The 2057-nt window shown below is 72.6% G+C and carries 2 protein-coding genes; both read right to left on the minus strand.

What is annotated here, in order from left to right:
• Window positions 1–185 precede the first annotated feature (185 nt).
• Complete coding sequence (gene rodA, locus AB0K09_RS32950) at window positions 186–1376, minus strand: rod shape-determining protein RodA (protein WP_366069068.1); 1191 nt, start codon at window positions 1374–1376, stop codon at window positions 186–188.
• Between the two features lie 124 nt (window positions 1377–1500).
• Window positions 1501–2057: carbohydrate binding domain-containing protein (locus AB0K09_RS32955; RefSeq protein WP_366069069.1), on the minus strand; the 557-nt coding region annotated here is incomplete at its 5' end.

Here is a 2057-nt window from a genome sequence, read left to right on the forward strand (position 1 = left end):
CTGACCCGGACCGCCTGGCCGTTGCGGACGGTGTGCGCGGCCGCCGAGAGGTGCATGGCGCCCTTGGCCGGCGCCGGAGCGGCGGCGAGGAGGGCCAGGGCCACCCCCAGCGCCCCGGCCGTCACGAGGTACCGGAAGTGCCGTCCTGTCACGAGTGTCATGTCCGTCCCCTTCCCGCCTGCGCCTCAGCCGCTGCGCGGACGCCGGGAGTCGGCCCGGATGGACTGCAGCAGCCCGACCGCCCCGCACACGGCGAACATCGAGGAACCGCCGTAGGAGACGAACGGCAGGGGGATCCCCGCCACCGGCATGATGCCCAGCGTCATCCCGATGTTCTCGAACGACTGGAAGGCCAGCCAGCACACGACGCCCACCGCGAGCAGCGTGGTGAACATGTCACCCGCCCGGCGGGCGATCAGCAGGCCGCGCCACAGCACGACGCCCACCAGGGCGATGACGAGGCCGGCGCCGAGGAAGCCGAGCTCCTCGCCGGCCACGGTGAAGACGAAGTCGGTCTGCTGCTCGGGCACGAACCCCCCGTTCGTCTGGTTCCCGTGGAACAGCCCCTGCCCGGCGAGCCCGCCCGCACCGATCGCGATCCGGGCCTGGTGCGTGTTGTAGCCCACCCCGCCGGGGTCCAGCTGGGGATCGGCGAAGGCGGCGAACCGGTTGATCTGGTAGGCGCTGAGCAGCCGCAGCCCCAGGACGGCGGCGACGACCGCCCCGGCCAGACCGGCCAGCACCGCCAGCGTGCGGGTCCGCACGCCGGAGGCGAACAGCATCCCCGCCGTGATCGCGGCGAGCACCAGACTGGTGCCCAGCTCGTGACTGGCCATGATGACCACGGCGGGCACGGCGAACAGGGCCAGGGCCGCGAGAGTCTGGCGGGTGCCGGGCGCCTCGGCGTGCCGCAGGTCGCGCGCCTCGGCCAGCAGCGCCGCCAGCATCACCACCAGGGCCGGTTTGGTGAACTCCGACGGCTGGAGGGAGAACCCGCCGCCGAGCTCGATCCAGGAGTGCGCGCCGTTGATCGTGCTGGCCAGCGGAGTCAGCACGGTGGCCAGGAAGAGGAGCGCCACGCCGTAGAGGACGGGGGCGTAACCGCGCAGCCGGCGGTGGTCCACGAAGCTCAGGACGGCGCACAGCAGCAGGCCGATGAGGAGATTGAGCAGGTGCCGCTTGAGGTACGTATGGGGATCGGCGCCGTTGACGTCCTGCCGCTGGAAGGTCGCCGACCACGTCAGCAGCCCGCCGGTCACTCCCAGGGCCACGACCGACCACAGCATCGGCCAGTCCAGCCGCCACAGCGGCGAGGAGTGGTCGAGCATCCGGAGCACGGGGTGCCGGCTCCGCGCACGCACGAGCGAGGTTCTCACGGGTCACGCCCTCCCCGGGTCGGTGCTCCGAACCGCCATGCCGGGGCCAGACTACAGTTCATTGCTTGCGCAACTAATAAAATGATTGTCTGCCGGATGGTGGTGACCCGGGGAGGGGGTGCGGTCAGCCGAGCGAGAGGTCGTCGGCGCCGACGGCACCCTGGCCGTACCAGCCGTGCACATAGACGGTGACCGTGCCCGTGGCGTCCGTGGTGAAGGGCACCGTCAGCCTCGTCCACGCGCCGGAGGACGCCCAGGTGCTCGCCGTGGCGCCGCCGCTCACGCCGAGGTAGGCGTAGTCACCGCGGACCCAGCCGGTCAGCGTGTAGGCGGTGCGGGGCGCCAGCGTCACCGTCTGCCGGCACTCGCCCGTCCGGTCCGGTCCGGGCGCGAGCAGGAGCGCGTGACCGCCCGAATGCACCGGGGCGCTCACCACCGAGCTGCCGGAATCACAGGTCCAGGGCGCCGTGCCGCCCGTCTCGAAGTCGCCGTTGACCAGCCGGCCGGAGGAGCCGGAGCCGGTGACGGTCAGGGTGAACGCGGCGCTGCGGGACCCCGAGGGCGCGGTGCCCCGGACGATGACCGGATACGTGCCGGGCGGGGTGGCGGCGGTCGTCCGGACCGTCAGCGAGGACGAGCCGCCCGCCGTCACCGACGACGGATCGAGCGTCACGGTGGCAC

Source organism: Streptomyces sp. NPDC049577 (assembly GCF_040675635.1).
Taxonomy (GTDB): Bacteria; Actinomycetota; Actinomycetes; order Streptomycetales; family Streptomycetaceae; genus Streptomyces.